Consider the following 24572-nt stretch of genomic DNA (forward strand, 5'->3'; position numbering starts at 1 on the left):
TCAGGGAGCCGTCACCGGAGTGAGGGAGGCGGTGAGAGCGGCGTCGGCCTCGAGCAGAACCGCGGCGGCGACCTCGAGGCCCTCGATGCGGCCGAGTTCGACGTCTTCGTGTTCGATGTTGACGAGCATGTCGGGGTCGACCTCGTGCAGGGCGCGCAAGAACTCGGTCCAGTAGGCCACGTCGTGGCCCTTGCCGAGAGCGACGAAGTCCCAGGCGGCCGGCTTCGGCCACTCGTTCGCCCACTCGTCACCGCCGAGGTTGGTGCGCGGTTCGTCGGGGGAGAGGCGGCGAAAGCGGTTGTCGAGCACGCCGTACAGGGCCGCCGTCTCGGGGTTCATGCGAACATCCTTCGCCGCGGCGTGAAAGATCAGCGGGCCGAGATGACGGATGACCGCGACCGGATCCATCTGCTGCCAGAACAGGTGCGAGGCGTCGAGCTCGACGCCGACGTTGGTGGCGCCGGTGAGTTCGACGAGCTTCACGATGTCGGCTGAGTTGAACACGATGTTCTGCGGGTGCAACTCGAGCGCGACTTTGACGTCGTGGTCGGCGGCGAGCCGGTCTGTTTCGCGCCAGAACTCGGCCGCGACGCCCCATTGGTAGTCGAGCACGTCGAGGGCCGCGGAGTTCCAGGCGTTGACGATCCAGGTGGGTTGGGCCGCGCCCGGCTCACCGCCCGGCAGACCCGACATAGTGATGACGCGGTGTTGGCCGAGACGGTGGGCGAGACGGATGCTACGGCGAATGTCTTCGGCGTGCTTCTCGCCGATCGCGCGGGTCGGGTGCAGGGGGTTGCCGTTGCAGTTCAGCCCGGCGATGCTCACGCCAGTTGCCTCGAACAGGCCGAGAAAGTCGTCGCGCGCTGCGTCGGAGACCAGAATGTCGTCGAAGGTCGGAATGTGCGTCGCAGGGAGAAACCCGCCTGAGTTCAGTTCGATACCGGTGAGGCCGAGGTCCGAGATGACCGTCAGGGCTTCGGGCAGGCTCCGGTCGTGCAAGATCGCGTTGTAGACACCGAGCTTCATCGTGATTTCTCCTCGTCATTGAAGGGTGAGACTATGTAAGAATTACTATGTAAGAATGTAAAGACAAACTGTCCGACCCGGAGGTCAACCCCATGCCACTCGTTCGCATCGACCACAGCGACGCCCGCACCAACTCCGCCGAGATCGCCGGCGCGATCCACGAGGCGATCGTCGCTGTCTACGGCATTCCCGTTCGCGACCGCTTTCAGGTGATCACGTCGCGCGGGGCGGCGACGATCGTCGCCGAAGACGCCGGGCTCGGATTCGACCGCACAGACCCGGTGATCATCCAGATCTTCACTCAGCGTGGCCGTACCGATGAAGCGAAGCAGGCCCTCTACGCCGAGATCGCCACGCGACTGGGTGCTGTCGGCGTCGCGCCCGAAGACGTGTTCATCGGCTACGTCGAGAACGGGCCGCAGGACTGGTCGTTCGGATTCGGCCGCGCGCAGTATCTGACCGGCGAGCTGGCCGTTCCCGCGGCGCCGGTCTCGGTCTAGCGTCTGCGCGGCCACTGGCGCCGTGAACGACGCGATCAACGAGGTCACCGACATCGTCACCGACGCCGTGCCGGCTGCACGTCGATGGTACTGATCGCCTGGGTGCGAAAGTCGTTCTCGATCTCTTCGAGTGAGCGCCCCTTCGTTTCGGGCACGGCCCGTGTCACGAAGATCAGCGAGATGATGTTGATCAGCACAAAGAGAGCGAACGTGCCGGTCGAGCCGAGGGCCGCGTTCACAATCGGGAACGCGAAGGAGATCGCGGCGTTGACGGTCCAGAGCACGAAGACCGCGATGCCCATGGCGAAGCCGCGAATGGCCAGCGGAAAGATCTCGCTGAGCAGAAGCCAGACACACGTGCCGATGAAGCACTGCACGAACGCGACGAACAGCATCATGCAGGCCAGAATCAGATAGCTGACGGCATCGGATTGCGGCAGGGTGAAGGCGAGCGCGAGCAGCGCCTGCGCACCGACGACTCCCGAGAATCCGATGATGAGCATCTTCTTGCGCCCGACGAAGCCGAGCAGCCAGATACCCAGGATGGTCGTCACAACGCTGGTCGCACCGACGCCGATCGTCGCGACGAGGGCCGCACTCACGCCCAATCCGCTGGACTCCAGGATGGTCGGGGCATAGTAGTTCACGGTGTTGATGCCGGTCGCCTGCTGCACGATGGCCAGCCCGCAGCCCACGTAGAGCAGACGGCGCATCCAGCGGTTGTTCTTGAGGTCGCGCCAGGCCTGGCCTTTTTCGCGTTCGGCCTCTTTGCTGCTGCGCACGATCTCGTTGAACTCGCGCTCGGCCTCGTCGGCGCTGCGGCTCAGCTCGAGAATCTTGCGCGACTGCGCCCAGCGCTCTTTGATGGCCAGAAAGCGCGGGGATTCCGGCAGAACGAGCATTCCGATCAGCAGCGCGATCGCGGGAATGGTTGCGACACCGAGCATGACGCGCCAGACCGAGGGGTCGTGGATGAGCGCGTCGAGCGCGGCGTTGATCGCGAAGGCGAGCAGCTGGCCGGTGACGATCATCAGCTCGTTGATCGTGACCATACGCCCGCGCAGGTGGGTGGGGGCCATCTCGGCGAGATAGAGCGGGCAGGTCACCGCGGCGGCGCCGACGCCCAGGCCGAGCACGATGCGCGCGATGATCATGATGGTGACGGTCGGGGCGAGCGCGCAGCCGAGGGCGCCGACGAGAAAGGTGATGGCGCAGGCGATCAGTGTGCCGCGCCGGCCGATCTTGTCGGCGAGGCGTCCGCCGATGAGCGCGCCGCCCGCGGCTCCCGGAAAGAGCAGGGCAGAGACGACGAGTGCCTCCTGCAGGGCATCCATCTGCAGGGCGTCTTTCATGTAGAGCAGGGCGCCCGAGATGACGCCGGTGTCGTAGCCGAAAAGCAGGCCGCCCAGGGTCGAGATGATGGTCAGTTTGACGAGATAGCCCCGGTGGGCCCCGCCGACTCCGACTGAAGCGAGTGGTGATGCTGACATGTCGATGAACCTCTCCGTTGAGATGAATCGGGCGCCGCAGAGCCCATTCTCATAAGTCCTAATGTATTGACATAGTACTCTTTTTCGGGCGGGCTGTGGCGCCGGGGCGGGCGCGACGGGGTCGGACGCTCAGCTGCCGAGGATGCGCAGCAGCTGGCGGTGGTCGGAGATCGTGTGATCGGGAACGCAGTCGCGGTAGTGTTTGGTGCCCTGATCGGATTCGAATAAGACCGTTCTCATGCCCGCTTCACGGGCACCGAAGATGTCGCGGTGCATGTCGTTGCCCACGTAGAGAGCGTGTTCGGGCGCCACGCCGACGGCGTCGAGCGCCGCGTGAAAGAGCCGGGCGTCTGGCTTGCGGTATCCGTGGTCGCCCGAGATCACAATGGAACGAAAGTACTGCGCGATGCCGACCTTGTGCAGCTCGCCGCGGGCGTAGCTCGATTGGCCGTCGGTGACGATCACCAGCTCGTACCGCCCCGCGAGCTGCTGCAGCACCTTTCGCACGTGCGGGTAGAGCTTCAGCCGACGGCGGCTCACCCCGCGGTAGCATTCCGCCAGCAGCAGCGGCAGCTGTGCCAGCTTCTCGGGCGGCAGACCGCGGGTGAAATCGGTCGCGGTCATTTCGATGAGCGTTCGCCAGACCTGAGCGGCGTCGAATTCGGGGTAGGTCTCTGCACTGCTGCGCTGCTGCGCCTTGAGAATGCGGAAGTAGAGTTCGCGTACTTCATGCCGCCGCAGGTCGATGCCCTGGTACGTCAGCAGATGCCCGACGGCACGAAAGGCGTCGTCGGAGTGGTCGTCAGTGTGAATGCGCACGAGGGTGCCGTTGACGTCGAAGGCGATCGCACGAACATCCACTGCTCACCCCTTTCTCGAGCGGCTCGAGAGCACCATCAATCTAACGCGCGTGCAATCTAACGCGCGTGCAACAGGCGTTTGGCCTGCGCGAACAGCCTGCCACGGTAGCCATCGGCGATGTAGTCGTTGCGCGCGATGCGCAGCAGGTTGAGACCCATGTAGAAGGGCAGCCGAGACGTGAGGGATTCGAATGTCGCGCACTGATCGGGGAAGTGGCGGGCGTACTCCCAGAGAAAGTGGCCGATGAAGGGTTCGGCCCGGCGTTGGTCTCCGGTAGCCGACATGAAGGCGTGCTGCAGTTCGCCTGCCACGCGGCCGACGTCGAACATGCGGTCGCCCCGTGTCATACGCTCGAGGTCGATCGCTGCGACGTCGAGACCGTTGCCGAACAAGAAGTTGGCGGGCGTAGCATCGCCGTGCAGCCAGACCTGGCGATCGCACCACATGCGCGGGCGTTCGAGCCACAGGTCGCGCAGCCAGAGCAGCTCGTCTGCATCCCAATTTCCGATACGGTTCTGCCGGCGCATTCGCTCGATGAGGCTCTCGAAATAGCGGCTGTCGATGCTGAAGTCGACGGTGCTTCCGTTGGCCGTGCGGTTGTGCAGAGTGGCGAGAAAGTAGGCGAGCGCCTTCAGCCGCCAGTACAGATGCGCGTCGTCGCCGTTCTGCGTGCAGCGCCGGATGGCCTGGCTGAACTGTTCGCCGTCGTAATACTCCACGGCGAGCACGCCGTTCGTGTCACGATCGACCGCGAGCGGCCGGATCACGTGGTGGGGTGACCCCACGAGGTTGTATTCGCGCAGCCGGTGCAGGCTGTCGAACTCGCGTGACGCGGTGCGAGCGGCCTTGTCACGATCCCAGCCGTACTTCGTGCCGTAGAACTTGCAGATGACGCGAGTTCCGGTGAATTTCTCCTCGTAGCCGTAGACCTCGTTGCTGCCGGTGAGGCGGAACGCGCGAAAGGCGGGCTGGTCGACCCGAACGCCCAGCTGGTCGTGCATGATGGCGTCGAGAAAGCCGTGCAGGCGGTCGTCGCCGCTCACGAACCCCACATACGTGCCGATCATGTGCTACTCCCACGGCCCGGCTCGGCCGGTGCGTCAGCAGAATGTTCACTCAGTATTCATAGGGTAGACGCCAAGGGTTTCCGCGGCGTTTCTGAGAGGTCACAGCTGTGCGCCGGGTAGCGGATGCCCGGGCTGGCATTCGCCGCCGAGCGCACCTGGGTTTATGTCATATTGCTCTATGAAATAGCAAGAATTCACGGAATTCGCGGGCATCAGTCGATCTGCGCCGTAGCGACGATGACTGCGCGGCCGAGTTCGTGACCGAACATCGAGAAGCCCAAGAAGGCGGGGCTGGCGTCGGCGCCCACACCGAGGTCGGCCACGTCGAGGGCGTGCACCACCACGAAATACCGGTGCGCACCGTGGCCGGCCGGCGGAGCGCCACCGATGTACCGGGCCGCACCGCCGTCGTTGCGCAGCTGCACGGCCGACGCCGGCAGCGCAGAACCCGTGTCGTCGCCGGCGCCCTCGGGCAGCTCGGTGACGTCGGCGGGGAGGCCGGTGACAGCCCAGTGCCAGAACCCCGACCCGGTCGGAGCATCGGGGTCGTACATCGTGACGGCATAGCTGAGGGTGCCCTCGGGGGCGCCCGACCAGCTCAGCTGGGGAGAGGCGTCGTGGCCACCGGGAACGCCGAAGATGCCCGACATCTGGGCCGACGGAAGAGGCTCGCCGTCGCTGATCGAAGAACTGGTGACGGTGAACGCGGCGACCTCGGGCAGTCGCGCAAAGGGATCGTTAGTCATGACTCCAGTATCGTCTGCGGGCCGCTTCGGTGAGACCTCTTGCGGCGCGGGCCGTATCGTGTGAGCCCGGTACCCGGTGAGCCGGTGCCCCGTGGGCGCGGTGCCTCGTGCGCGCGTTACTGCGTGAGCCGGTCGGCGAACCACTCGGCCGTCAGCCGCACTGCCGCGCGGGCCGGCGCGGGGTCGGTCTCGAGAGCCCGGAAGATGTGATCGCCGCCCGCGAGCATCCGCAGTTCGATGTCGCGCGAGCCTGCGCGGGCGATGAGATCGAGCGAGGCCTGCGGGGGTACGACGTCGTCGTCTGAGCCGACCACGGCGAGAAGCGGATGCCCGTACCTGCCGATCGCGTCGCCGAGGTTCAGGCTGCTCGCCCCGCCCGGGTCGCCCGGCCCGCCAACCTCGCCCGGGTCGCCCAGCTCGCTCGGCTCGTTCAACGCGCTCGCCTCGCGCCACCACTCGCGTGAGAACGTGAAAGTCGTGTAGCCGAGGTCGATCGTGACGGCCTCGCCGCTGTTGTTCTCGAAATACGGCGCGAACGAGGTGAAGGCGCCGCCGGGTACGATTCCCGACGACCAGAGGGTGAGCGCCGCGACCTCCTCGGGGGCCCTGCCGGCCAGCAGAGTCGCGATCATGCCACCTTGAGAGAACCCGAGCACGGCGATGCGGGCGGCATCGACCCGGGCATCCTGAGTCAGCCAGGCGAGTGCGGCGCGCGCGTCGTCGAGCTGGCTGGTGACGGTGAACTCGGTCTGCGGCCGAGTGCTCGCGCCGCAGCCGGCGAAGTCGATGCGCAGCGAGGAGACTCCGCGTGAGGCTAACGCGTCTGCCAGCTGCACGAAGAGGCCGGCGACTTCGTCGCGGGAGCTCGCTGTTCCGTGCAGCAGGAGCACGGCCGGGGCTCCGGGGCTCGCGATGCTGAGAGTGGCCGGAATCGGGCGGGCTCCGCTGATGGTCAGCTGCTCGGTCTGCACGGTGCGGGGCCTCTCGGTCGGTTCTGGGTTGGTGCTCGGTGGGTTCTCGGTGAGTTCTCGGTGAGTGATGCCGTGTTCGATCGATGCTACCGAGGGTGATGCGGTGCGCGCCCCGTGCGCGGGGGGCACTCGGGGAGGGGCACCCGCGCAGGGGGCCCTCGCACTGGGACAAGCCGTCGGGCGGGTGCAGCCAATAGCCTGGACGCGACTCGAGATGTATGCCTCGACCACCTCACCCCGACGAAGGTATTCGCTGCCATGAGCTCAGACAACTCCGAACCCGAATCCGGCAGTGCAGGCGCCCACAGCGACGCCACCGATGGCACGGCCAAGACGAAGCGCGGCATCACGCGCCGCGAAGTGATGACGGCCTCGGCGTGGGCGGCACCCGTGGCGGCGCTCGCCATGGCGTCGAACTGACCCCGCGGGCCTAGGCCGCGAGCCTGGATGCCCGGGCGCAAGCCCTAGGTTCCTGACGCGCGGCTGGTAACTTGGGGGTCTATGGCGAAAGTTGCACCCTGGCGCTTCGACCCGAACCGCCGACGAGTCGGTCGTGTCGTTGCGATCGCTGCGGCCGCTGCCGCATTCGCGCTGCTCGCCGTCACCTCGCTCGCGCCGCCGCCGCTGCCCGTCAGTCAGACGTACGCCTTCGCCAGCAGTCAGGGCACGGTGCAGGTCATCGCTGTGCCGGGCTCGGCTTCCGGGGTGATCGTCACGCGCGACGACTATGCGTCGACGCCGGGGCTGCAGACCTACGAATCCGGTTCGACGAACCGCGATTGGGCGACCCTGGTGATGTTTCTGGCGGGTTTTCCGACGACCGACTCGAACGTCACCGTCATGATGCGCTGGATGCGGCAGGAGAACGGGCCCAACGACTGGTGGAACCGTAATAATCCGCTCAACAACGGCTGGGGATCCGGCGGCGGCAGCGGATTCGGCAGCTACGACAACCTCGTCACCGCGGCCGTGAACTGCGCCGAAGCTCTGCACAGCGTGGGCGGCTACTCGGGCATCGTGGCGGGCTTTCAGGCCAGTGCTCCCACGGCGCAGATCGAGTCGGCCATCTGGGCCTCGCCCTGGGCGGCCAGCCATTACGCCAACGGATCGCACTGGTCGTACGCGCCCGTCCCCGTCTACGCCTCGCCGGCCGGTACCTGGGGCTGAAGCGGTGGGCGCGCGGTAGTTCGGCGCAGGCGCGGTCGTTCGGCGCTTGGGCGGTAGTTCGAACCACCGCGCGAGCGCCGAAGCACCGCAGATCGTCGCGAGAGCGTGAGGGCGGGCATCCGCTCGCCGCCCGACCGTGGTGGGATTGCTACAAATGCTCAGGTCGATATTTGGCCGGTCGACGGGGCTCGCTGCTCGATGCCGAATGTTTCAGTTGAGGGAGTACACAAAGGAGAACCGTGAAGCCTCTACTGAACCGAACCGTCGCCGTGACCGGAATCGGCGTCGTCACACCTGCCGGCGTCGGCGTCGACGCGTTCTGGCAGAGCTTGTTCGAGCCGGGCAGCGACGAGGCCGTGCGCCGCGTCGACGAGGGGTCCCTGAACGTGCGCCGCGTGATGACGCACAAGGCAGCCAAGAACTCCGACGTCAACGTGCACTTCGCGGTGGTCGCGGCCGACGAGGCCCTGCGCGATGCGGGGCTGCTGGCGGATGCCCGTGGTGAGGGTCCGGCCGAATCCGACGAGCAGGCGCTCGTCGACACCGTCGACCTCGACCGTGCGGCCGTGTCGATGGGAACGGGCATCGGCGGTATCCAGACCTTCGCCGCGCAGGCCGACGTTCTGCGCGACCGCGGGGAGCGGCTCGTGTCGCCGCACACTGTGCCGATGGTGATGCCGAACGCTGCGGCGGGGGCATTGAGCATCCGCTTCGGTATGCGGGGCACCGCAACCACGGTCACGACCGCCTGCGCTGCCGGCACCGACGCCATCGCGAACGGCGCTCGCCTCATTGCGCAAGGCGTAGCCGACGTGGTGCTCGCCGGAGGAACCGACTCGAGCCTGACGCCCGTGTGCATCGCGGGGTTCGGCAACATGAGGGCGCTGTCGAAGTCGGGCATCTCCCGCCCATTCGATCGTGACCGCGACGGCCTCGCCGCGTCAGAAGGCTGCGGGATGCTCGTGCTCGAGCCGCTCGACCAGGCTCTGGCCCGGGGTGCGCACGTGTACATGACGATCGAGGGTGCGGCGTCTACCGCCGACGCCTACCACGTCACCGCGCCGGCGCCCGAGGGCCGTGGGGCCGAGCGCACCATGCGGCTCGCGCTCGACGACGCGGGGCTGAAGCCCGAAGACATCACGCATATCAACGCGCACGGAACCTCGACCGGTCTGAACGACGCCGCCGAGAGCCAGGCCGTTTCGCGCCTCTTCGGGGCATCGCGGCCGGTGCTCACGAGCATCAAGGGCGTGACCGGGCACTCGTTCGGTGCGGCCGGCGCCATCGAGGCCGTGGCTGTTGCGCTGACGATCGCGAACTCGACGGTTCCGCCGACGGCGGGGCTGGTGAACCAAGACGAGGCGATCGACCTCGACATTCCGACCGAGGCGCGCCCCTGGCAGCCCGGCCCGGTGCTCTCGAACAGCTTCGGTTTCGGTGGTCACAACGGCAGCCTGGTGTTCGTGCCTGTGCTTGTCTAGTGCGCCGCCGCCTCTGCGGCGCACGGTGCGGGTGGTCGTTCGGGGCTCCGTATTGGCCGCTACCAACGCTGAAAGCGACGAGCGCGGTCGCCGCTTCCAGCCGACCTCGTTTGGTGCGCCGCCGCCTCTGCGGCGCACGGTGCGGGTGGTCGTTCGGGGCTCCGTATTGGCCGCTCCCGACGCTGGAAGCGACGAGCGCGGTCGCCGCTTTCAGCCGACCTCGTTTGGTGCGCCGCCGCCTCTGCGGCGCACGGTGCGACGGGAAGTTCGCGCCGAGGTCTTGGCCGCTACCAACGCTAGAAGTGGGGCGACCGCTGAGCGGTCCAGACCCAGGTCCAGGTCCAGGCCCGGCGCAGTGCCGGCAGTTGTCGTGCGTCAGCGGGCGACGCCGGCCGCGGCGTAGATGGCGTCGATGAGGCGCATGTTCGCGATGGGGTCGGCGCCCTCCGTGGGCAGCGGGGCGCCAGAGGCGAGCGCGTCGACGACGGCGGCGAGCTGGTGGTCGTAGGTGGTGAGGCCCGCGATGGTCGAGACATAGTCCAGGCCGTCGAGGGTGAGCGTGATGCTGTGTCCGGCCGAGGGAAACACGACGTTGTCCACGTGCAGGCGGCCCAGGGTGCCCTCGACGTCGAGGGATGAATTGAGTCCGACGCCCTCGGCCATGCTCGAGGTGACCTGGGCAACGACGCCCGACGGGAAGAGCAGCCGGGCATCCATCGTCAGATCGGCGCCGAGCGGATTCAGGGTGGCTTCGGCCGAGGTTACCGTCGGCTCTTCGCCGAGCAGGGTGCGCACCCAGTGCACGGGGTAGCAGCCGAGATCCATCAGCGATCCGCCGCCGACGGCGGGGTCGTGCCGAATCGAGCGCGGGTCGTATGGGTTCGAACCCGAGAAATCGGCCCGCACCGAGACGATGTCGCCGAGGGCACCGGATGCCCGGATGCGCCCGATCTCCGCGCTCAGCGGGTGGTACCGGTCGTGAAAGGCCTCGATGAGGCGCAGCCCGGTCGCGGCGGCGACCCCGGTCATCCGTTCGGCCTCGGCCTCGCTCATGGCGAACGGCTTCTCGCACAGCACGTGTTTGCCGGCCTCGAGCGCGGCGATCGACCACGGCATGTGCTCCGATGGCGGCAGCGCGTTGTACACGAGGTCGATGTCGGGGTCGGCGAGCAGCTCGGCGTACCCGCCATACGAGCGGGCGATGCCGTGCGTCTCGGCGTACTCGGCGGCAGCGGATGCCCGGCGTGACGCCACGGCCAGAATCACCGTGTCGGGCCGGCGCCGGGCGGGGCGGATGATCGCAGACGGAGCGATACCGGCGGCGCCGAGGATTCCGATGCGGAGCGGGGTGGATTCGGCCATGGGTCAATCGTGTCAGATGCGGGTCAGACCGGTCGCCCGTCGGTGACCGGGATGGTGACGGTGGCGTCTTCTGCAGAGATGGTCGCGGTCGTCACGGAGTCGGGAACGTCTGTGGGGTTCTTGTTCGCGAAGCCTTCGTCGCCATAGGTGGTTGCCGTGTAGATGAGGCTGCCGGGGTTCAGGGTCCAGGTGACGACGACATCGTCGACCGGAGTGATGCCCTGGCGAACGTACGCCTCGAGGGTGAAGACGCCGTCGGTGCCCCAGCCGGCGTGCGGTTGATAGATCGAGTAGACGGGAGTCGCTGAGGCGGCGGCCGCGGCTGGAGCGGAAACCGCGAGGGCGACGACGGGGGTCGACCAGGCGGCGGCTTTCAGGGCGGTGCGGCGGGTGATTTCAGTCATAGGCGCCAAGCTTACGTGCACCGTGTGACTCGATCGGGGGGTGCAGCAATCGAGGGCGCGGTCGTCTACGATGTGCGCATGGAAGCCGAAACCGGGGCCGCAGCCGAAGCCGGGGCCGCAGCCGAAGCCGTAGCCGGTGCCGCGGCCTCCGACGAAGCGGTGCAGCGCGATGTGGTGCTTGCCGACGGCCGAGCGTTGCGCGTGTACGAGACGGATGCCGGTGATGGGTCTCGTCGATTTCGCCTCACTGTGCTGTGGCAGCACGGATCGCCGCAAACAGGTGCGCTGCTCGAACCACTTGTAGCGGCGGCGGCGCTGCGGGGCATCCGTTTGGTGTCGTACGGTCGACCGTCGTACGGGGGCTCGACGCCGAACCCGGGTCGCACCGTGTTCTCGGCTGCCGCCGATGTGGAGCAGCTGGCCGACGCCCTCGCGCTCGAGAGGTTTGCCGTGATGGGTGCGTCGGGCGGCGGCCCGCACGCTCTCGCGTGTGCCGCCGGGATGCCCGAGCGTATCGTCGGTGTGGCGACTCTCGCCGGTATCGCCCCCAGCGACGCCGGCGGGCTCGACTTCTTCGAGGGCATGGCAGATTCCTCCGGCCTGCGCGCCGCCCAGCGCGGACGGGATGCCCGGCAGCAGTACGAGCTCACTGCCGAGTTCGACCCCTCGTCGTTCGTCGACCGCGACTACGCAGCACTGAACGGTTCGTGGGCCAGTCTCGGCGCCGATGTCGGGCGCGCGACGGCAGACGGGCCGGCCGGGCTCGGGGGACTCGTCGACGATGACGTCGCGTTCGCGCACGCGTGGGGTTTCGACCTCTCTCAGGTAATCGCGCCCGTTCTGCTCGTTCAGGGTGGTCTCGACCGGGTTGTTCCGCCGACGCACGCCGAGTGGATGCTCGCACACCTGCCGCACGCCGAACTCTGGTTGAGGCCGCTCGACGGCCACATCTCGGTGCTTGAAGCGTGCCCCGTGGTGATGGACTGGCTGCTGGCGCTCGGTGGTTGACCGTACTCGGTTGCCCCCCGCGGCCAATCCGCGGAGTTATGCACAGAACCTTTCAGTGCGCCCTTCTGGCTGGTGGCCGAATGATATTTTTCTACCTCCAAACCAATCGGAGGTAGAATTATGCTCATGGGTCTCAACCTGAAAGACGACGAAACCGTTGCACTCGTTTCAGAGGTCGCCAGGCGTCTCGGTCTGACGAAGACCGGCGCCGTGCGCGAGTTGGCGCGAGCCAAGCTGGCCGATCTCGACGCGCAGAGCGCCCTCAAGAGCTCCACTCTGCTTCGATATCTCGAGTCAGAGGTGTGGCCGCACACCGTCGGCGCACCTGTGTCGAAGACCGAGCGCGAGAGCATTGTCGGTTATGACGAAATGCTCTCGGTGTGATTCTCGACACGTCGGCTGTGATCCTCGACACGTCGGCTGTGGTCCTCGACACGTCGGCTGTGATCGCGCTGGTCAACCGAGAGCCCGAGTGGCGCGCGGTGTTCGATCGCATCGATGGTGCAGGCGAGGTACGGATGAGCTCCGTGAGTCTCTTGGAGTTGTCTATCGTGCTCGGTTCTCCGCGATTCGGCATGAGCCGAAGCGAGGTCGCGGCCCTTCTTGAATCGATGGGCGTGGCGACCGTTGCGTTCACCCCAGACCACGCCGTGCTGGCTGCCGAGGCCTACGCCCGCTACGGCAAGGGCAACCATCCGGCCCGGCTGGACTTCGGCGATTGTGCGGCGTATGCGACGGCCGTGCTCGACGGCGGCAGTCTGCTGTTCGTCGGCGAGGATTTCGTCCAGACCGACGTGCGCTCGGCGCTCGGCGAGTAAGGCGCCGAGCTATTCGGCGAGAAACGCGTCGAGGGCGGCGAAGGTCGGGTCGGGCTGCTCGAGGTGGGGCAGGTGACCTGCTTCGTCGATGATGGTGAGCCGGGCATCCGGTATCGCGCCGGCGAAGGCCGCGCCATAGGCCGGAGTCACGATGCGATCGCTCTCGCCCCAGATGACGAGCGTGGGAACGGTGATCTGTGCAAGCCTGCCCAGCAGCGTCGGGTCGATCATGCCGTTCGCCGTCAAAGAGGCCATCGTCGCCATGTTGCCGCGCTGCGCAGCCTGCTGGGCGGCGGGCATTGTGGCCGGGTCGACGTAATACCGCTCGGAGTCGTGCCAGGCGTATTCGGCGACCCCGCGCGCGTCGAGGCCGAAGAAGTCGCGGATCGGCGCCTCGGGTGCCTCGATGCCGACCGCGTCGATGAGCACTAGTGCGCTGATGCGGTGGTCGGTGTCGCGGGTTGCCATGTCGGCGCCGATCCAGCCGCCGAGCGATGATCCGACGACGAGAACGTCGTGCAGATCGTGCTCGGCGAGGTAGTCGAGGTACAAGGTGGTGAGGTCGGCGACGGTCGAAATGGATTCAGCACGCGGGGTGCCGTTCCATCCAGGGTGCGTCGGCGCGGTGACGTCGAAGTTCATGCCCGTCAGATGCTCGGCGAGCGACGCGACGGTGAACGGGCCGCCACCACCGTGCAGAACCAGGGCGGGGCGAGGAGTGGTGGAGGTCATGATGCTGCCTTTCGTCGATATCAGCGGGCGTTGGCCCCGCTGTGATCTACCGTAAATCAATATGCTTATATACGCAACCTTATATGTTGTGTTAGCGTCGCTTTATGGCCACTGATCTTGAAGCCCTCGGGCGCGCCGTGAAGGTCGCCCAGTATCGGCACCACCGGGCGATGGATGCTCGGCTCTCCACCGTCGGAACGACCCTTGTTCAGTGGGACGCCCTGCGCGCCATCGGTCGTGCGCCCGGCGCCTCGGCGCACGATCTGGCCCTCACCACGTTTCAGAGTGACCAGTCGTTCGGCACCCTCGCCACGCGGCTCGTCGCGCAGGGTCTCATCGATCGTGTGCCCGGTCGCGGGCGGCGCATCGAGCACCACCTGACCGACGCAGGGCGCGCCATGCTCGCCGCCGGCGCGACCGTCGCCGACGGCATGCTCGCCCAGTCGTTCGCGCCCCTCACCGAGCCCGAGCGCGCGACCCTGCTCGACCTGCTGGGCCGCCTCTCGCCCGACGCCTGAGTGGGATCTCGCCGTGCCCTACTATTGTCGGGACATCCCTACTATTATCGGGATTCTCGCTCCGGTATGCCCAGGCTGACGCCGCCCGCGGATCCGACGGATAATATGATAGAGTGTCAATAAGCGGCGCGGGTAGCTCGTCTGAAGGAGAATCTCTTTCACACTGGTGAGGCGTTATGCCCCAGATGTCTATGGACTGCCTGGGGCTGCTTTCGTTAATCGGCAGGGGGCTGCACACACCGGGGGAGCCCTATCGACACAGCCCTTTGTCGGCTCTACGAAGCCAACTCGCAACCCGTCGGGTTTGTTGACGAGAGCTATGAGACTGGCGCCGGTTCGTTTTACGTGGTCGCCGTCGCGGTGGTTGAATCGCAGCGACTGCACGATACGCGCCTCGCACTGAGGGATTTCTATCACGGCGAGGCACTGCACGCAGCTCCGATGTTCGCGCGGGGTGAGAAAGAGAGTCTGCGGCAGGGAGTCAAACTGGTCTCCGAGTCGAACGATGGTGTTGATGTGATCGTCTGCTCACCCATCGGAGTGGACGAATCGCGTGATGGGGCACGAGACCGCTGCCTCAGAGCCGCAGCATGCAAGGTGCAACGAGATTTCGGGGTTCGGCTTTTCGTCGTCGATTCCTTAGGCACACCAAGTGAGAACTCGAGAGATCTGCGAACATTTCGCGACCTTCGTCGTCTGGCACACGGGAGCTTGCATCGTGACACGGTGGCGTATCACTGCCGCCCGTCGCAGGAGATCTTGCTGGGACTTCCTGATGTTGTCGCCTGGTCTTACCGCCAGGTCTTGACGCGAAGCGACTATTCGTGGTTCCAACACATGCAATCGTTCACCGAAGTCACGATCCTCTAGAAAGTCAGGGGCGGGAGGCGGCGTAGAGGTCGGCGAAGTGGGTGAAGGTGGTGGCGACGCGGTCGACGAGTTCGTGTGGGCCGATGAGGCCGGCGAGGTGGGCGGTCAGAGGGGCTTCCCAGATGCTGCGTCCGATGGCGAAGCCGCGAAAGCCGTCGACGCCGGCGGCGACGCTCAGCCAGTGGTCGAGCCGGTCGGCGGGGGCATCGCGGCCGAGCACGATGCACGAAACGGATGCCCGACCATCCTGCCTGGCCGTAGCCACGACCTGCTCGGCGGCCTCGCGGGTCTCGAGCCCCTCGATCTTCCAGATGTCGGGTTCGACGCCCGCGTGCTGCAACTCCGTGATCACCTGGGTCGTCAGAGCGGGGCGTACGTCGCGATCGTAGCGCAGAGCATCCTGATCGACGGCGGCGAGCTGCGCCGGGGGTGCCGGAATGAGCAGCTCGATGAGAAAAGTGCGCCCGGACTCGCGCAAGACCTGGCCGACGGCTGCGAGGTGAGCCATCTGCAGCGCCCGATCGCTTGCGGCGAATTCGGGGTTGTCGCGCACAAGAACCTTCACCTGTTCAGGGTCGAAGGTCTCGACGTGCGTGAGCCACTCGGTTGTGGTGAAGTCGCCGTATTCGAGGGTGAAGAAGTCCTGACCGCTTTTCTCGATGGGCATGGCGAGGTCGATGCCGGCGGCTTTCGCCTTCTCGGCGACGGATGTTCCGTACCGTTCATCGACGAGCACCCCCACGGTCGCCGGGTCGATGCCGCGGGCGACCGCCTCGAGCAGTCCCTCGAAGATGAGCGTCTTGCCGGCACTGATCTGCTCGATCTGGGCGGGGGAGGGTTCGCCGTCGATGCCGTAGACGTGCTTCGCAAGCGAGTCGCGGTGATCCATGGCGAGCAGCAGCAGCTCCCTGCCGTCGGCGTGGATGCTCGGCTTGCCGCTATCGCTCATGATTCGCTCCACGTGATCGGGTACCTCGACCGTACGACGCCGCGGCGATTTAGCCTAGGGCTGGGCGGTGGAGAATTCACGCCAGCCGGGGTCGGGCGTCAGCGGCGTCGGCCGAGGGCGCGGTATCGAACGAAGAGTGCCGCGCCGCCCGCGGCGAGCAGGGCGGCGATCGCGATCAGTGCGCCGCCGACCGCGAGGCCCGTCGAACTGAGGTTGGGCGCGCCGTTCGGTCCCTTCTGCGGGCCGGATGCCGCAACGGCACACGGGTCGGTGGAGGCTGCCTGGGCGGCGGACTGGTGCAGATCGGCTGCTGCTAACGAATCTGCTTGCGAACCTGCCGGGGCCTGCGCGACTGTCGCCTGTGCCCGACCGGCCACGTGTGCGATGTCGTCGACGAGTACCAGGCGCGTCGCCTCACGGAAGGAGGGCAGGAACACGAGAGACGTCGTGTCGGTGGTCGAGGTCGTGCTGTCGGTGCTGCCAGTCGACTCGGTGGTGCTCGAGGTGGTGTCGGTGGTGTCGGTCGACTCAGTGGTGCTGGTCGTCGTCGAGTCGGTGGTGCTCTCTGTTGTGCTCGAGGTCGAGGTGGTGCTGTCGGTGGTCGAGGTCGACGACGTGGTCGAGGTGGTCGACGTCGGTTCGGTGGTTGTAGTGGTGGTCGAGGTCGACGTTGGTTCGGTGGTTGTGGTGGTTGTCGATGTGGATGTGGTGGGTTCTGTCGTGGTCGTCGTCGACGTGGTGGGTTCTGTTGTGGTCGTGGTCGAGGTGGTAGACGTGGTCGAGGTCGGCTCGGTCGTGGTTGTGGTCGTACTCGTCGGCACGGTGGAGGTTGTCGTGGTAGACGTCGTCGAGGTGGTCGAGGTCGGAACCGTCGACGTGGTCGATGTGGGCACCGTCGATGTTGTGCTTGTGGTGCCGCCCGAAGTCGACGAGGAGGCCGCCGAAGTCGTCATCGCACCCGAACTCGACGAGCTCGCGGAGGTGGGGCAGGTGGAGCTCGCCGCCGACACGGATTCGGCCTGCGCCTGCGCGGGCAGCAGAAGCGCCACGGCGAGCGGCAGGGCGAGAAGAGCGGTCGCGACGGGGCGAGGTAGCCTCATAGCAAGATCATAGCCAAAGTCTTGTGGGGGGTGAAGAGGGCGGTGAGCAGCGATTCTGCGGGAGCCGCGCCGCGCTCGACCGCCCCGCCGCAGTCGGACTCGCACGCCGCGACGAGCCAACCGCCTCAAACAGGCCCCGCCCCCACGCGCCTCGACCGCCTCTGGGGCCGAGCGCTCGGCACGCCGGCCCGCCTGCGCGCCTGGGAGATCGGCGCCCCGGCCGCCGTCGTGCTGCTCGCCGCCGTGCTGCGGTTCGTGAACCTCGGCTGGCCGAACTCGCTCGTGTTCGACGAGTCGTACTACGTGAAGGATGCCCTGGCGATGTCCGGGCTCGGATACGAAGCCACGTGGCCCGACGGCGCCAACGATCAGGTGAATGCGGGTGTGACGAGCGGGTACTTGACTGAGCCCGAATTCGCCGTGCATCCGCCGCTCGGCAAGTGGATCATCTCGCTCGGCTTTCTCGTGTGGGGCCGCGCGGATCCGTTCGGCTGGCGATTCGCGGTGGCGGTGTGCGGGGTGCTCGTTGTGCTGCTGACCTACCTCATTGCGCGGCACCTGTTCGGCTCGGTGGTGCTCGCCGCGATCGCGGGGCTGCTGCTGGCGGTCGACGGGCAGGCGATCACCATCAGCCGCACGGCGATTCTCGACGGCCCGCTGACGCTGTTCTGCCTTGCCGGGGTGGGCGCGGTGCTTCTCGACCGACGCTGGCTGCGGCGACGGTGGGGCGAACGGATGCCCGGGGGCCCGTATCCGCGGCCGTGGGCCCGCCCGTGGCTGATCTCCGCGGCCGTGCTCTTCGGGCTGGCCTGCGGCATCAAGTGGTCGGGGGTGTGGTTTCTGCTCGGGTTCACGTTCTTCGTGGTGTTCACCGAGGTGCGCGCGCGGCGACGTCGCGCGAAAGAGGTCGTCGAGCCCGTGGGGGTGGGCGAGCGCGCGGGGCTGGTCGAGCGCGCCGACGGGGTGGGGCGGGTCGCGGTGGGCGGCATCCTCACGGCAGCGCTCATGTTCGTGGTGGCGGGCGTGGCGTACCTCAGCACGTGGGCGGGGTGGTTCGCCACCAGCGGCGGCAGTGACCGCAGCTGGGCACAGCAGCCCGGAAACGCCTGGACGGCGCCGTTCGCGTGGGTGCCGGCGGTCATCCAGAGCTTCGTTCACCACCATATCGCGATGTACCAGTTCAACGTGGGGCTGTCGATTCCGCACGGCTATCAAGCCAACCCGCTCACGTGGCTGCTGTACACGCAGCCGCTCAGCATGTACACGCGCACCACGTCGGTGAGCGGCGGCGGTGTCGGCGCGTGCGGTGCTTCGGTGTGTCACGAGACGGCGTGGCTGATGGCGAACCCTGTCATCTGGTGGGCGTCGGTTGCAGCTCTCGTGGTGGTGCTGGTGCGGTTCGTGCTGCGGCGCGACTGGCGGCTCGGCGTGATTCTGCTCGGAGTCGCCGCGGGGTACCTGCCGTGGCTGCTGTTCTTGAACCGCACCGTCTTTCAGTTCTATTCGATCGTGTTCGAGCCGTATCTGGTGCTCGGGCTGGCGCTCGTGCTGGGCATGATTCTGGGTCGGCGCACCGATCCGCCGAGAGTGCGGATGTTCGGGGTGGGGGCCGTGGGGGTGTTTCTGCTGCTCTGTCTCGCCGTCAGTGCGTTCTTCTATCCGCTCTGGGTGGCGGCGCCGGCGGTGACCGACGGATTCATCGACCTGCACCTGTGGCTGACGTCGTGGCGCTGGGAGTGAGCGGCGCGGTCGGGCGCGGCCTTACTGGTGAGGCACGAGCTCTCGCGGCTCGCTCAGCAGTACTCGAGCGAGAAAATCGAGAATCAGAGCCGACTCGGCTTCGAGCTGAGACTCGAGCAAGAAGTGTCCGCCGTTGAGCAGGTGAATCTCGGCATTCGGCAGATCACGCCGAAACGCCTCCGCTCCGGCCGGCACGAAGACCTCGTCGTTTTTTCCCCACACGATGAGCGCCGCAACCTGGCTGTCGCGAAAGTACTGTTGCACGCTCGGATACAGCTCGACGTTGGTGTGGTAGTCGGCGAAGAGCGTCAGGGCCACCTCGACGTCGCCGGGGCGCTGCAGGTTCGCGTAGTCGCTCTGCCAGGTATCGGGGCTGATCGTCGACGGGTCGGCGGCGCCGGCGAGGTATTGCTCGCGCAGGGATTCCGGCGTGAGCGCCGCACGTAGGGGTTTCGCGTTCTCGGAGGTGGGGTCGGCGGTGTATGTCGTGACGTCGGGCCAGAAGATCTGGCCGAATCCCTCGGAGTAGGCGTTGCCGTTCTGGCTGATGATGGCGGTGATGCGTTCGGGGTGGGCGAGGGCCAGGCGCCACGCGACGGGTGCTCCGTAGTCTTGCGCGTACACCGCGTAGCGGTCGAGGCCGAGCCGCTCCGTCAGTTGGTCGACTATGCCCGCCAGTGCGTCGAAGCTGTAGGCGAACTCGTCGACGGTGGGGGAGTCGGAATGGCCGAATCCGAGGTAGTCGGGCGCGATCACGTGGTAACGGTCTGCGAGCAGCGGGATCAGCTCGCGGAACATGAACGAACTCGCCGGTGCGCCGTGCAGGAGAAGAACGGTGGGCGATGCGGGGTCGCCCGCCTCGCGGTAGAACACGTCATGCCCGTCGATGGAAACGGTGTGATAGCTCACGTGGGTCACGATAACTTCCTTTGGTCGGTTTGATGGTTAGGTCCAATATAGGCTGACATAACTGGCAAAAGCAAGTAAGATGGTTACATGATGTGGATGACCAACTCGATGGTCGCTGACGAAGACCTGCTGCTCGCGCTGCTGAACACGACGCCCGTCGTCGACGGCGAGCCGACGGATGTGCTGGCCGACGCCGGCGCGGCCGCCGAGTGGATCGCGGCGCGGGCCGGCCGGCCTGATGCTGGTGCGGGTTCGCCCCGGGCATCCATCTCGCCCGCGACGGCCGACCTGCGCGACCTGCGCGACTTACGCGACGAGCTGCAGCACGTGGTTCGCGGAGAGCTCGGCGCCGAGCACGTCAACACGCGACTGGCCGATGTGAAGCTCGTGCCAGCGATCGACTCCTCGGGCGCCGTTCGGTGGCGGCTCGACGACACTTCGGGCGACGCTTCGGGCACCGCCAATGGCGTCGTGGGCCGCGCGCTGCTGGGCTGGCTGGCGGTCGTCGAGAAGGGGCCGTCACGGCTGAGGGCGTGCGCCAACGACGAGTGTCACCTGTTTCTGCTCGATCGCAGCAAGTCGAACACGGCTCGCTGGTGCTCGATGGCGACCTGCGGAAATCGCCTCAAAGCGCGTCGGCACCAGGCTCGGCTGCAAGCTGCGCCGCACGCACCTGCCGTGGCCGCGTCGTGACGACGAGCGTCGCGACGATGACAATCAACAGCACCGACGTCGCTCCCTCGGGCCAGGGCAGAACGGCGCTCAGGGCGATCAGCACCCCGCAGATCGGAATGATTACGTTCGCGACCGTGCTCGCACCCCGGCGGATGACGAGCGCCCACACCGCCAGCACGAACACCGCTACGGGCACGGTGAGAGTCGCGGCCGCCTCGATGGCCGGCAGCTCGGTTTCGCCCGAATGCAGCGAAACCGCCACCTCGATGCCCGCGGAGACCGCTCCGGCGGCGGCGAAGATGATGTAATGCGTGTATCCGGTGGTGAGCGACTGCCGCAGATTCGCGAAATTGTCGTGCTGCGGCACGGCGAAGTAGATCCACCACATGCCGGCCGTGATGATGAGGCCGCACGCCGCCAGAAGTGCCAGCGGTAGAACGTGGTCGGCATCCTGCAGCCCGTCGATGATGGCGTTGGCAGAGCCGAGCAGCCCTTCGCCGAGCACGACGAGGGTGAAGAGCCCGTAGCGTTCGGCGATGTGGTGGTTGTGCCAGGGCGTCACGTTCTTCTGCTCGGCCCAGATGGGTATGAGCACCTCGCACGCCGCGAGCACGATGAAGCTCACGACGCCGAGCGACTCCGGCAGCAGCAAGCGCAGCACCCAGGCGAGTTGCACCACGGTGACGCCGCCGGCGTAACGCAGGGCGGTCGTGCGATATTCGGGCGAATTGACCGCCACGCGAATCCACTGGCTCACCATGGCGAGCCGCATGATGACGTAGCCGAAGGTGACCGCGGCGAAGTCGCCGTTCTGCATGGCGCCCGCGACGCCGGCCGCCAGAACCAGCACGCCGGCCATCTGAACGATTGTCGTGATGCGGTAGAGCCAGTCGTCGTTGTCGAAGGCGGTCGCGAACCAGGTGAAGTTCATCCAGGCCCACCAGATGGCGAAGAACACCATGAGGTACGCCCCCACGCCGGCCGCGACGTGGCCCTCGACCTCGAGGTGATGCAGGGTCGTCGCCGCGGCCGACACCGCGATCACGAACACCAGGTCGAAGAAGAGCTCGAGGCTCGAGGCGACGCGGTGTCTCTCGCCCTTATCGCGGGGTCGTATCGGCAGCAGGTCGAGGCGGTTCAGGATGCTCGGCATGCTCCATTCTCGTACGAATCAGCCCTCGCCCGTTTGTCCCCCGTCGCGCAGCGTCGGGCCGCTCGCTGCCGCTGCCGCTGCTGTGGGCGCCTGGTGCCTGACGGTCGACGCCGAAAATCACCGTGTACTCGCCAGAGCGACGATAGTCACACCGAAAGGAAGCACGAGGGCGATGCTCGCCAGCGTTACCCGAGGTGGCAGTACCGGCCGCTCGTGCGGTCGTCTTACGAAGCCTTGGAGAAGGGTTGTAAGACCACCTGATGCACGTGGGTCTGCGACGTCGTGTGGCCCGAATCGCGAGCGAAAGCCACATAGGCGGTCACGGTCGACAGATAGATCACGATGCAGGTGACCACGGCGCGGCGCTCGAATCGTTTCACTCGATCGCGAGGGTGACAGGCCATCAGGCAACTTCTCTCCTGAACTCATCCAGCTCGAGCAGATCGCGAAGGGCACCGACCGGACTGCTCGTCTCACGTACCGCGTCGAGAATCGCCTCGGCGAAAGCTCTCTCGACGGTCTCGCTGACGAACGCTTGAACGGGGGCCACACCGAATCCACCCGCTGTCACGCTGTGCTTCGTGGGTATCTGATCGTCGAGTAGTGGATGCGAAAGTCTTCGCAGCAGCACGACCACGACGACATCACGATTGGCCTGCATTGCCGAGAGGTAAGCCACGCGTACGCTGTCGGGCTTCGCCTCACTGATCACTCGATTGTGCTGTGGGCGGTCAGGTAGCAGGTCGGAAGGAGCGGCCAGTTCGCACCGATCGCCTCCGACGCGCACGTAGGAGAAGGCCTGTCTTTGCGTGTCGTATGTGACGTGATCGGTGTTCATCGCGCCGTGCCCCTTCGTCGATTCGCGAAATCGTGCTGACTCGCGAGGTTGCTCTACAGAGCAAGACTTCGAACGGGGCGTTTCATTACGGCAGTTGAGAAAACAGCGGAGATTTCGACACGGTGGGGCCATATGGCGCTTGCGGTGTCGAAATCTCCGCTGTTTCTGCGATGGAGAGGGGTGGGGCTTGGCGCTAGGGGTGCGGCACCCGCACCGGGGGCGCGGGGCGCGACGGGCGTCAGTGGGCGAGGGCCGGCTCGGCGTGGCGGGCGTGGGCGGGGTCGTGGGGAGCATCCAACTCGACCGGCAGGCTGCGAATCACGCGCTGGTTGCGGAAGTGGCCCGCGATCATGCCGACGACACCGAGAAGCGTCCAGCCGGCCAGCACCAGCCACGGGAACACGCTGCTCGCGTCGGGAAAGTACGAGAGGTCGCGGATGAGCGTGGCCGACGATCCGGGAACGAACCACTGCCCCACCGCACCCCACGGCCCGACGGTGAACTGCAGCGGCTGCGCGGCCGACGAGAGCGGGTTTCCGATGAGCATCGTGATTACGGATCCCACGGCGATACCCGCGCGCCCGAGCAAGGCGTTGGCGCCGACGACGAACGAGGAGGTAGCGGCCATGGCGAGCACGACGGCGAGGGCGTTGACGATGAACGAGCCCTGCAGAATTCCGAACAGCGGCTGCATCACCACGGTCACGACGATGCCGGCGGTGACGGCGTAGACGAGCACGCTGGTGAGCCGACGCCAGACGCCGGTGATGAGCAGCGAGATGAGCACTCCGCCGAGAATTCCGCCGAGCACGAGCGGGAAGGCGGCTGCCGTGAGGCCGAGGCCACGGGCATCCGTCGACGCCAGCGGCACCACGTCGGTCACCGTCACGGTGATGGCGGGTGCGGTGGTGCCCGCGGGTGCGGCCCCCGAGGCGACCGCAGCCGAGACGGCGGCCTGTGCGGCGGCGTTCGCCTGCGCCTGGATGGGCGTAGCGAGCTGGTTCAGCACTTGGCTGACGGCGGCGCCGTTGGCCGAGGCGGTGAGGATCTCGGGGCCGGTGGCGGCACCGGCCGAGGCGCTCGCGTCGCCCAAGACGATGGCTCCGTACACGTCTCGGGTGTTGATGAGGTCGACGGCGGCGGACCGGTCGGCGACCGCCGTGACGGCGAACGCACCTTCGGCTTGCGTGTTCAGCGCGTCGGTGACGGCGCTGACCTGCTGCGACGTTCCTGCTACGGCGATCGGAATGTTCTTGACGCTCGACGTGACCGTCGGCCAGACGAAGGCGAGAACGATCAGCGCGACGACGACCGCGGCGCCGACGGCGATGCCGATGGCCCGGCCCCACGCGGTGTGCGGGCGAACGGATGCTGGTGGTGCCGTGTTTACGGTGCTCATGGCGGGTGCTCCTGCGTGCTGCTTGTTCGAATCTGCGTGTAAAAAGAATGTTCGTTTTATATTGTGAATGCGCCGAGTCGGCTTGTCAAGAACGATCGTTCTTTTTAGAGTGGACCCATGCCCAAGGTCACCGACGAATACCGCGAAGCCCGCCGCCACGAGATCGCCCGGGCCGCGCTGCGCCTCTTTGCGCACAAGGGCTTTCAGGCCACGTCGATGGCCGACATCATTGCCGAGAGCGGGCTCTCGGCCGGCGCGATCTACGGTCACTACAAGAGCAAAGACGAGCTGATTCACAAGGCGATCGCCGACATCGTTCAGTTCCGCCTCGATGCCGTCGGGTCGCTCGACGCCGAGACGCCCCTGGAACCGGGGGAGCTGTTGCGCCGTTTCGTGTCGATCATGTCCGACGAGGTCGGTGACCTGGGGCTGCTGCTTCAGGTCTGGGCGCAGGCCGCGCTCGACCCGACCAGTCGACAGGCGACCGACAGCATCGGCATGCATCTGCGCCGCGTGTTCGAGTCGTTTCTGGCCGATTGGTACACCCGCGGGCTCGGTGTGCCCGAAGCGGATGCCCGGGCCGACGCCGCACTCTTCGCCCCCTTGTATGTGAGCCTCGTGCAGGGTTACGTCATCCAGACCACCATCTTCGAGAGCTTCGATCGCGAGGCGTATTTCGCCGCCGCTTCAGCCCTCCAGCCTGCTGCTGCGGTAAACTTGAGTCGGCAGAGCGCAACTTTTTCGCCCTGAGCGATATCGCGGGAATAACCCACCCTCCCGGGCGTTAA

28 protein-coding genes are annotated in these 24572 nt (G+C 66.6%); 12 read left to right on the forward strand and 16 right to left on the reverse strand.

Annotated features, from left to right (window positions below):
* Window positions 1-1026 (reverse strand): sugar phosphate isomerase/epimerase family protein, encoded by a 1026-nt coding sequence (locus LQ955_RS19725; RefSeq protein WP_231026163.1) that lies wholly within the window; start codon window positions 1024-1026, stop codon window positions 1-3.
* Between the two features lie 92 nt (window positions 1027-1118).
* On the opposite strand from LQ955_RS19725, the gene LQ955_RS19730 reads away from it, so the two are divergent.
* Window positions 1119-1526, forward strand: coding sequence for a tautomerase family protein (locus LQ955_RS19730; RefSeq protein WP_231026164.1), 408 nt, complete (start codon window positions 1119-1121; stop codon window positions 1524-1526).
* 56 nt (window positions 1527-1582) lie between these two features.
* Here LQ955_RS19730 and LQ955_RS19735 read toward each other — a convergent pair whose 3' ends face one another.
* From LQ955_RS19735 to LQ955_RS19755, 5 genes are all read right to left on the reverse strand, one after another.
* Window positions 1583-3016 carry a sugar porter family MFS transporter gene (locus tag LQ955_RS19735; protein WP_231026165.1) on the reverse strand — a complete coding sequence of 478 codons (1434 nt, stop codon included), beginning with the start codon at window positions 3014-3016 and terminating at the stop codon, window positions 1583-1585.
* Window positions 3017-3145: 129 nt separating this feature from the next.
* A complete protein-coding gene (locus LQ955_RS19740; protein WP_231026166.1) occupies window positions 3146-3877 on the reverse strand; it encodes an HAD family hydrolase in 732 nt (243 codons plus the stop codon).
* 56 nt (window positions 3878-3933) lie between these two features.
* Window positions 3934-4944 (reverse strand): phosphotransferase family protein, encoded by a 1011-nt coding sequence (locus LQ955_RS19745; protein ID WP_231026167.1) that lies wholly within the window; start codon window positions 4942-4944, stop codon window positions 3934-3936.
* A gap of 212 nt (window positions 4945-5156) precedes the next feature.
* Complete coding sequence (locus LQ955_RS19750; RefSeq protein ID WP_231026168.1) at window positions 5157-5690, reverse strand: YbhB/YbcL family Raf kinase inhibitor-like protein; 534 nt, start codon at window positions 5688-5690, stop codon at window positions 5157-5159.
* A gap of 116 nt (window positions 5691-5806) precedes the next feature.
* Window positions 5807-6790, reverse strand: a complete 984-nt coding sequence (locus LQ955_RS19755; protein ID WP_231026169.1) for an alpha/beta hydrolase family protein — start codon at window positions 6788-6790, stop codon at window positions 5807-5809.
* 129 nt (window positions 6791-6919) lie between these two features.
* On the opposite strand from LQ955_RS19755, the gene LQ955_RS19760 reads away from it, so the two are divergent.
* The 3 genes from LQ955_RS19760 to LQ955_RS19770 all read left to right on the forward strand — a co-directional run bounded on the left by LQ955_RS19760 (window position 6920) and on the right by LQ955_RS19770 (window position 9309).
* Complete coding sequence (locus LQ955_RS19760; protein ID WP_231026170.1) at window positions 6920-7081, forward strand: hypothetical protein; 162 nt, start codon at window positions 6920-6922, stop codon at window positions 7079-7081.
* Between the two features lie 81 nt (window positions 7082-7162).
* A complete protein-coding gene (locus tag LQ955_RS19765; RefSeq protein WP_231026171.1) occupies window positions 7163-7828 on the forward strand; it encodes a hypothetical protein in 666 nt (221 codons plus the stop codon).
* Between the two features lie 239 nt (window positions 7829-8067).
* Window positions 8068-9309 carry a beta-ketoacyl-[acyl-carrier-protein] synthase family protein gene (locus tag LQ955_RS19770; RefSeq protein WP_231026172.1) on the forward strand — a complete coding sequence of 414 codons (1242 nt, stop codon included), beginning with the start codon at window positions 8068-8070 and terminating at the stop codon, window positions 9307-9309.
* 375 nt (window positions 9310-9684) lie between these two features.
* On the opposite strand, the gene LQ955_RS19775 is transcribed toward LQ955_RS19770, so the two are convergent.
* Both LQ955_RS19775 and LQ955_RS19780 read right to left on the reverse strand, forming a co-directional pair.
* Window positions 9685-10671 carry a Gfo/Idh/MocA family protein gene (locus LQ955_RS19775; protein WP_231026173.1) on the reverse strand — a complete coding sequence of 329 codons (987 nt, stop codon included), beginning with the start codon at window positions 10669-10671 and terminating at the stop codon, window positions 9685-9687.
* 23 nt (window positions 10672-10694) lie between these two features.
* Window positions 10695-11075: a hypothetical protein gene (locus LQ955_RS19780; protein WP_231026174.1), complete on the reverse strand. Its 381-nt coding sequence runs from the start codon at window positions 11073-11075 to the stop codon at window positions 10695-10697.
* A 78-nt stretch (window positions 11076-11153) separates the two neighbouring features.
* Between LQ955_RS19780 and LQ955_RS19785 the strand changes: the two genes are divergently transcribed.
* The 3 genes from LQ955_RS19785 to LQ955_RS19795 all read left to right on the forward strand — a co-directional run bounded on the left by LQ955_RS19785 (window position 11154) and on the right by LQ955_RS19795 (window position 12901).
* On the forward strand, window positions 11154-12083 hold the full coding sequence (locus LQ955_RS19785; protein ID WP_231026175.1) for an alpha/beta fold hydrolase: 930 nt from the start codon (window positions 11154-11156) through the stop codon (window positions 12081-12083).
* A gap of 126 nt (window positions 12084-12209) precedes the next feature.
* A complete protein-coding gene (locus LQ955_RS19790; RefSeq protein ID WP_231026176.1) occupies window positions 12210-12467 on the forward strand; it encodes a type II toxin-antitoxin system VapB family antitoxin in 258 nt (85 codons plus the stop codon).
* Window positions 12464-12901, forward strand: a complete 438-nt coding sequence (locus LQ955_RS19795) for a type II toxin-antitoxin system VapC family toxin (RefSeq protein ID WP_231026177.1) — start codon at window positions 12464-12466, stop codon at window positions 12899-12901. The genes LQ955_RS19790 and LQ955_RS19795 overlap by 4 nt, the downstream gene beginning before the upstream one ends.
* Window positions 12902-12910: 9 nt before the next feature.
* Here the strand turns inward: LQ955_RS19795 and LQ955_RS19800 are convergent, their stop codons facing one another.
* Window positions 12911-13633, reverse strand: coding sequence for an alpha/beta fold hydrolase (locus LQ955_RS19800; protein WP_231026178.1), 723 nt, complete (start codon window positions 13631-13633; stop codon window positions 12911-12913).
* A gap of 104 nt (window positions 13634-13737) precedes the next feature.
* Here LQ955_RS19800 and LQ955_RS19805 point away from each other — a divergent pair, with 104 nt between their 5' ends.
* Window positions 13738-14151 (forward strand): MarR family winged helix-turn-helix transcriptional regulator, encoded by a 414-nt coding sequence (locus tag LQ955_RS19805; protein WP_231026179.1) that lies wholly within the window; start codon window positions 13738-13740, stop codon window positions 14149-14151.
* An 874-nt stretch (window positions 14152-15025) separates the two neighbouring features.
* On the opposite strand, the gene LQ955_RS19810 is transcribed toward LQ955_RS19805, so the two are convergent.
* Window positions 15026-15970, reverse strand: coding sequence for a 2-deoxy-5-keto-D-gluconate 6-phosphate aldolase domain-containing protein (locus LQ955_RS19810; RefSeq protein WP_231026180.1), 945 nt, complete (start codon window positions 15968-15970; stop codon window positions 15026-15028).
* 98 nt (window positions 15971-16068) lie between these two features.
* A complete protein-coding gene (locus LQ955_RS19815; RefSeq protein ID WP_231026181.1) occupies window positions 16069-16407 on the reverse strand; it encodes a hypothetical protein in 339 nt (112 codons plus the stop codon).
* Window positions 16408-16417: 10 nt separating this feature from the next.
* Here LQ955_RS19815 and LQ955_RS19820 point away from each other — a divergent pair, with 10 nt between their 5' ends.
* Complete coding sequence (locus tag LQ955_RS19820; RefSeq protein ID WP_231026182.1) at window positions 16418-17083, forward strand: hypothetical protein; 666 nt, start codon at window positions 16418-16420, stop codon at window positions 17081-17083.
* A gap of 29 nt (window positions 17084-17112) precedes the next feature.
* Window positions 17113-18810, forward strand: a complete 1698-nt coding sequence (locus LQ955_RS19825; RefSeq protein WP_231026183.1) for a dolichyl-phosphate-mannose--protein mannosyltransferase — start codon at window positions 17113-17115, stop codon at window positions 18808-18810.
* 21 nt (window positions 18811-18831) lie between these two features.
* Here LQ955_RS19825 and LQ955_RS19830 read toward each other — a convergent pair whose 3' ends face one another.
* The gene (locus tag LQ955_RS19830; RefSeq protein ID WP_231026184.1) at window positions 18832-19728 is read right to left on the reverse strand and encodes an alpha/beta fold hydrolase; all 897 of its coding nucleotides are present in this window, start codon (window positions 19726-19728) and stop codon (window positions 18832-18834) included.
* Window positions 19729-19806: 78 nt separating this feature from the next.
* Between LQ955_RS19830 and LQ955_RS19835 the strand changes: the two genes are divergently transcribed.
* Window positions 19807-20412, forward strand: a complete 606-nt coding sequence (locus LQ955_RS19835) for a CGNR zinc finger domain-containing protein (RefSeq protein WP_231026185.1) — start codon at window positions 19807-19809, stop codon at window positions 20410-20412.
* On the opposite strand, the gene LQ955_RS19840 is transcribed toward LQ955_RS19835, so the two are convergent.
* The 4 genes from LQ955_RS19840 to LQ955_RS19855 form a co-directional block, all read right to left on the reverse strand.
* On the reverse strand, window positions 20345-21547 hold the full coding sequence (locus tag LQ955_RS19840; RefSeq protein ID WP_231026186.1) for a low temperature requirement protein A: 1203 nt from the start codon (window positions 21545-21547) through the stop codon (window positions 20345-20347). The genes LQ955_RS19835 and LQ955_RS19840 overlap by 68 nt on opposite strands.
* 224 nt (window positions 21548-21771) lie before the next feature.
* On the reverse strand, window positions 21772-21951 hold the full coding sequence (locus tag LQ955_RS19845) for a hypothetical protein (RefSeq protein ID WP_231026187.1): 180 nt from the start codon (window positions 21949-21951) through the stop codon (window positions 21772-21774).
* Window positions 21951-22226, reverse strand: a complete 276-nt coding sequence (locus LQ955_RS19850; protein WP_231026188.1) for a hypothetical protein — start codon at window positions 22224-22226, stop codon at window positions 21951-21953. The genes LQ955_RS19845 and LQ955_RS19850 overlap by 1 nt, the downstream gene beginning before the upstream one ends.
* A 397-nt stretch (window positions 22227-22623) precedes the next feature.
* Window positions 22624-23784, reverse strand: a complete 1161-nt coding sequence (locus LQ955_RS19855) for an ABC transporter permease (RefSeq protein ID WP_231026189.1) — start codon at window positions 23782-23784, stop codon at window positions 22624-22626.
* 117 nt (window positions 23785-23901) lie between these two features.
* Between LQ955_RS19855 and LQ955_RS19860 the strand changes: the two genes are divergently transcribed.
* The gene (locus tag LQ955_RS19860; RefSeq protein ID WP_231026190.1) at window positions 23902-24534 is read left to right on the forward strand and encodes a TetR/AcrR family transcriptional regulator; all 633 of its coding nucleotides are present in this window, start codon (window positions 23902-23904) and stop codon (window positions 24532-24534) included.
* The last annotated feature ends 38 nt before the right edge of the window (window positions 24535-24572 follow it).

This window comes from Subtercola endophyticus, assembly GCF_021044565.1.
Taxonomy (GTDB): Bacteria; Actinomycetota; Actinomycetes; order Actinomycetales; family Microbacteriaceae; genus Subtercola; species Subtercola endophyticus.

Excerpts from the sequence above, each read along its gene's own strand:
- LQ955_RS19725 (WP_231026163.1), bottom strand. The coding sequence starts at position 1,026 with ATGAAGCTCGGTGTCTACAACGCGATCTTGCACGACCGGAGCCTGCCC.
- LQ955_RS19730 (WP_231026164.1), top strand. The coding sequence starts at position 1,119 with ATGCCACTCGTTCGCATCGACCACAGCGACGCCCGCACCAACTCCGCC.
- LQ955_RS19735 (WP_231026165.1), bottom strand. The coding sequence starts at position 3,016 with ATGTCAGCATCACCACTCGCTTCAGTCGGAGTCGGCGGGGCCCACCGG.
- LQ955_RS19745 (WP_231026167.1), bottom strand. The coding sequence starts at position 4,944 with ATGATCGGCACGTATGTGGGGTTCGTGAGCGGCGACGACCGCCTGCAC.
- LQ955_RS19750 (WP_231026168.1), bottom strand. The coding sequence starts at position 5,690 with ATGACTAACGATCCCTTTGCGCGACTGCCCGAGGTCGCCGCGTTCACC.
- LQ955_RS19760 (WP_231026170.1), top strand. The coding sequence starts at position 6,920 with ATGAGCTCAGACAACTCCGAACCCGAATCCGGCAGTGCAGGCGCCCAC.
- LQ955_RS19765 (WP_231026171.1), top strand. The coding sequence starts at position 7,163 with ATGGCGAAAGTTGCACCCTGGCGCTTCGACCCGAACCGCCGACGAGTC.
- LQ955_RS19775 (WP_231026173.1), bottom strand. The coding sequence starts at position 10,671 with ATGGCCGAATCCACCCCGCTCCGCATCGGAATCCTCGGCGCCGCCGGT.
- LQ955_RS19780 (WP_231026174.1), bottom strand. The coding sequence starts at position 11,075 with ATGACTGAAATCACCCGCCGCACCGCCCTGAAAGCCGCCGCCTGGTCG.
- LQ955_RS19785 (WP_231026175.1), top strand. The coding sequence starts at position 11,154 with ATGGAAGCCGAAACCGGGGCCGCAGCCGAAGCCGGGGCCGCAGCCGAA.
- LQ955_RS19790 (WP_231026176.1), top strand. The coding sequence starts at position 12,210 with ATGGGTCTCAACCTGAAAGACGACGAAACCGTTGCACTCGTTTCAGAG.
- LQ955_RS19800 (WP_231026178.1), bottom strand. The coding sequence starts at position 13,633 with ATGACCTCCACCACTCCTCGCCCCGCCCTGGTTCTGCACGGTGGTGGC.
- LQ955_RS19805 (WP_231026179.1), top strand. The coding sequence starts at position 13,738 with ATGGCCACTGATCTTGAAGCCCTCGGGCGCGCCGTGAAGGTCGCCCAG.
- LQ955_RS19810 (WP_231026180.1), bottom strand. The coding sequence starts at position 15,970 with ATGAGCGATAGCGGCAAGCCGAGCATCCACGCCGACGGCAGGGAGCTG.
- LQ955_RS19835 (WP_231026185.1), top strand. The coding sequence starts at position 19,807 with ATGATGTGGATGACCAACTCGATGGTCGCTGACGAAGACCTGCTGCTC.
- LQ955_RS19840 (WP_231026186.1), bottom strand. The coding sequence starts at position 21,547 with ATGCCGAGCATCCTGAACCGCCTCGACCTGCTGCCGATACGACCCCGC.
- LQ955_RS19845 (WP_231026187.1), bottom strand. The coding sequence starts at position 21,951 with ATGGCCTGTCACCCTCGCGATCGAGTGAAACGATTCGAGCGCCGCGCC.
- LQ955_RS19855 (WP_231026189.1), bottom strand. The coding sequence starts at position 23,784 with ATGAGCACCGTAAACACGGCACCACCAGCATCCGTTCGCCCGCACACC.
- LQ955_RS19860 (WP_231026190.1), top strand. The coding sequence starts at position 23,902 with ATGCCCAAGGTCACCGACGAATACCGCGAAGCCCGCCGCCACGAGATC.